The sequence below is a fragment of the Streptomyces sp. NPDC029956 genome (assembly GCF_055574655.1).
This window is the reverse complement of the sequence record NZ_JBVHZJ010000132.1, coordinates 1-1,496: the sequence shown is the minus strand read 5'-3', so window position 1 is coordinate 1,496 and position 1,496 is coordinate 1. Positions and strand designations below refer to the sequence as shown.

Below are 1,496 nucleotides of genomic sequence, written 5' to 3'. Positions count from 1 at the left end.
CACGGGGGCCGGGACGGCTTCCGCCAGGACGTCGAGCAGGTGCTCCGCCACGGCCCGCGGCGTCGGGTGCTCGAACGCCAGGGCGGTGGAGAGCGAGCGGCCCGTGGCCTCTTCGAGGCGCTTGCTCAGCTCCAGGGACATGAGGGAGTCCACGCCGAGCTCGCGGAACGTCCGGTCCGTGTCCGCCGTTGCGTCGAGCCCCGTGCCGAGGACGACGGACAGCTCGTGGCGCACCAGTGCGTCGAGGACGTGGAGGCGCTGCTCGTCGGGCATGTCGAGGAGGCGGGCGCCCAGCGGGGTCGTGCCGGAGGCGGTCCCCTCCGTGCCGTGCGGGCGCCGGGTGGGTCGGGTGCCGACGAGGGTCCTGAGGACGGCGGGGAGCGCGGAGCCGTCGTCCACCGCGTGGCGCATCGCGGCCACGTCGAGCTCGATGGGGACGAGGTGGGGCTCTCGCCGGGACAGGGCGAGGTCGAGGAGGCGGAGTCCTTCCGTCGGGGTGAGGGCTCCGATGCCCTGGCGGTTCATCCTGGCGAGGTCGGCGCGGCCGAGTCCGGCGGTCAGTCCGCCGCCGGTGGGCTGCCACAGGCCCCAGGCGAGGCTCGTCGCCGGCAGTCCTTCGGCGTGGCGGAGCGCGGCGAGCGCGTCGAGGAAGGTGTTGGCTGCCGCGTAGGTGCTCTGGCCGGCGCTGCCCAGGACTCCCGCGGCCGAGGAGAAGAGGACGAACGCGGACAGGCGCAGGCCCGCTTCCTTGGTCAGGTCGTGGAGGTGCAGGGCGCCGGCGGCCTTGGGCGCGAGGACGCTGTGCAGGCGCGTGGCGTCCTGCGTGGTGAGCAGGCCGTCGTCGATGACGGCCGCCAGGTGGAACACGGCGGTCCAGGGGTGGTCGGCGTCGACGGCCGCGAGGACGTCGGCGAGGTCCTCGCGTCGGCCGGTGTCGCAGGCCAGGACGCGTACGTCGGCGGCGCCCGCCTCGGTCAGTTCGGCCACCAGGTCGGTGGCGCCCGGGGCGTCCGGGCCCCGCCGGGACGTGAGGACGAGATGGCGGGCACCGTGGACCGTCACGAGGTGCCGGGCGAGCGTGCGGCCGAGTTCGCCCAGTGCTCCGGTGATGAGCACGGATCCGTGCGGGTCCAGTGCGGGGGTCTCGGAGCGGGTGTCGTCGGTGCCGGTGTCCGCGCGGGTGAGCCGGGCGGCCCTCGGTTCGCCTTCCCGTACGGCGATCTCGGGTTCGCCGACGATCTCCAGGGCTCGTCCCAGGGCGGCGGCGTCGTCGAGGCCGCCGTCGATGTCGAGCAGTCGGATCACGCGGTCGGGGTGCTCGTTGCGTGCGGACCGGACCATTCCCCACAGGGGTGCGTGCGCCAGGTCGTGGGGGGGGGGGGGGGGGGCCCCCGCCCCCCCCCCCCAACCAACCAAATCGGTTTTTCTCCCCCCGGGCTCGGCTGTCCACCCCCACACGGCTTTTAAGTCGGTTTCGGTTTTCGTCCCCGACCTAG

1 protein-coding gene is annotated in these 1,496 nt (G+C 74.4%); it reads right to left on the bottom strand.

Annotation, left to right across the window (positions count from 1 at the left end):
* The coding region (locus ACZ4XX_RS40265; RefSeq protein WP_468512775.1) for a type I polyketide synthase at positions 1 to 1,341 on the bottom strand (1,341 nt) is incomplete at its 3' end.
* Positions 1,342 to 1,496: the final 155 nt, after the last annotated feature.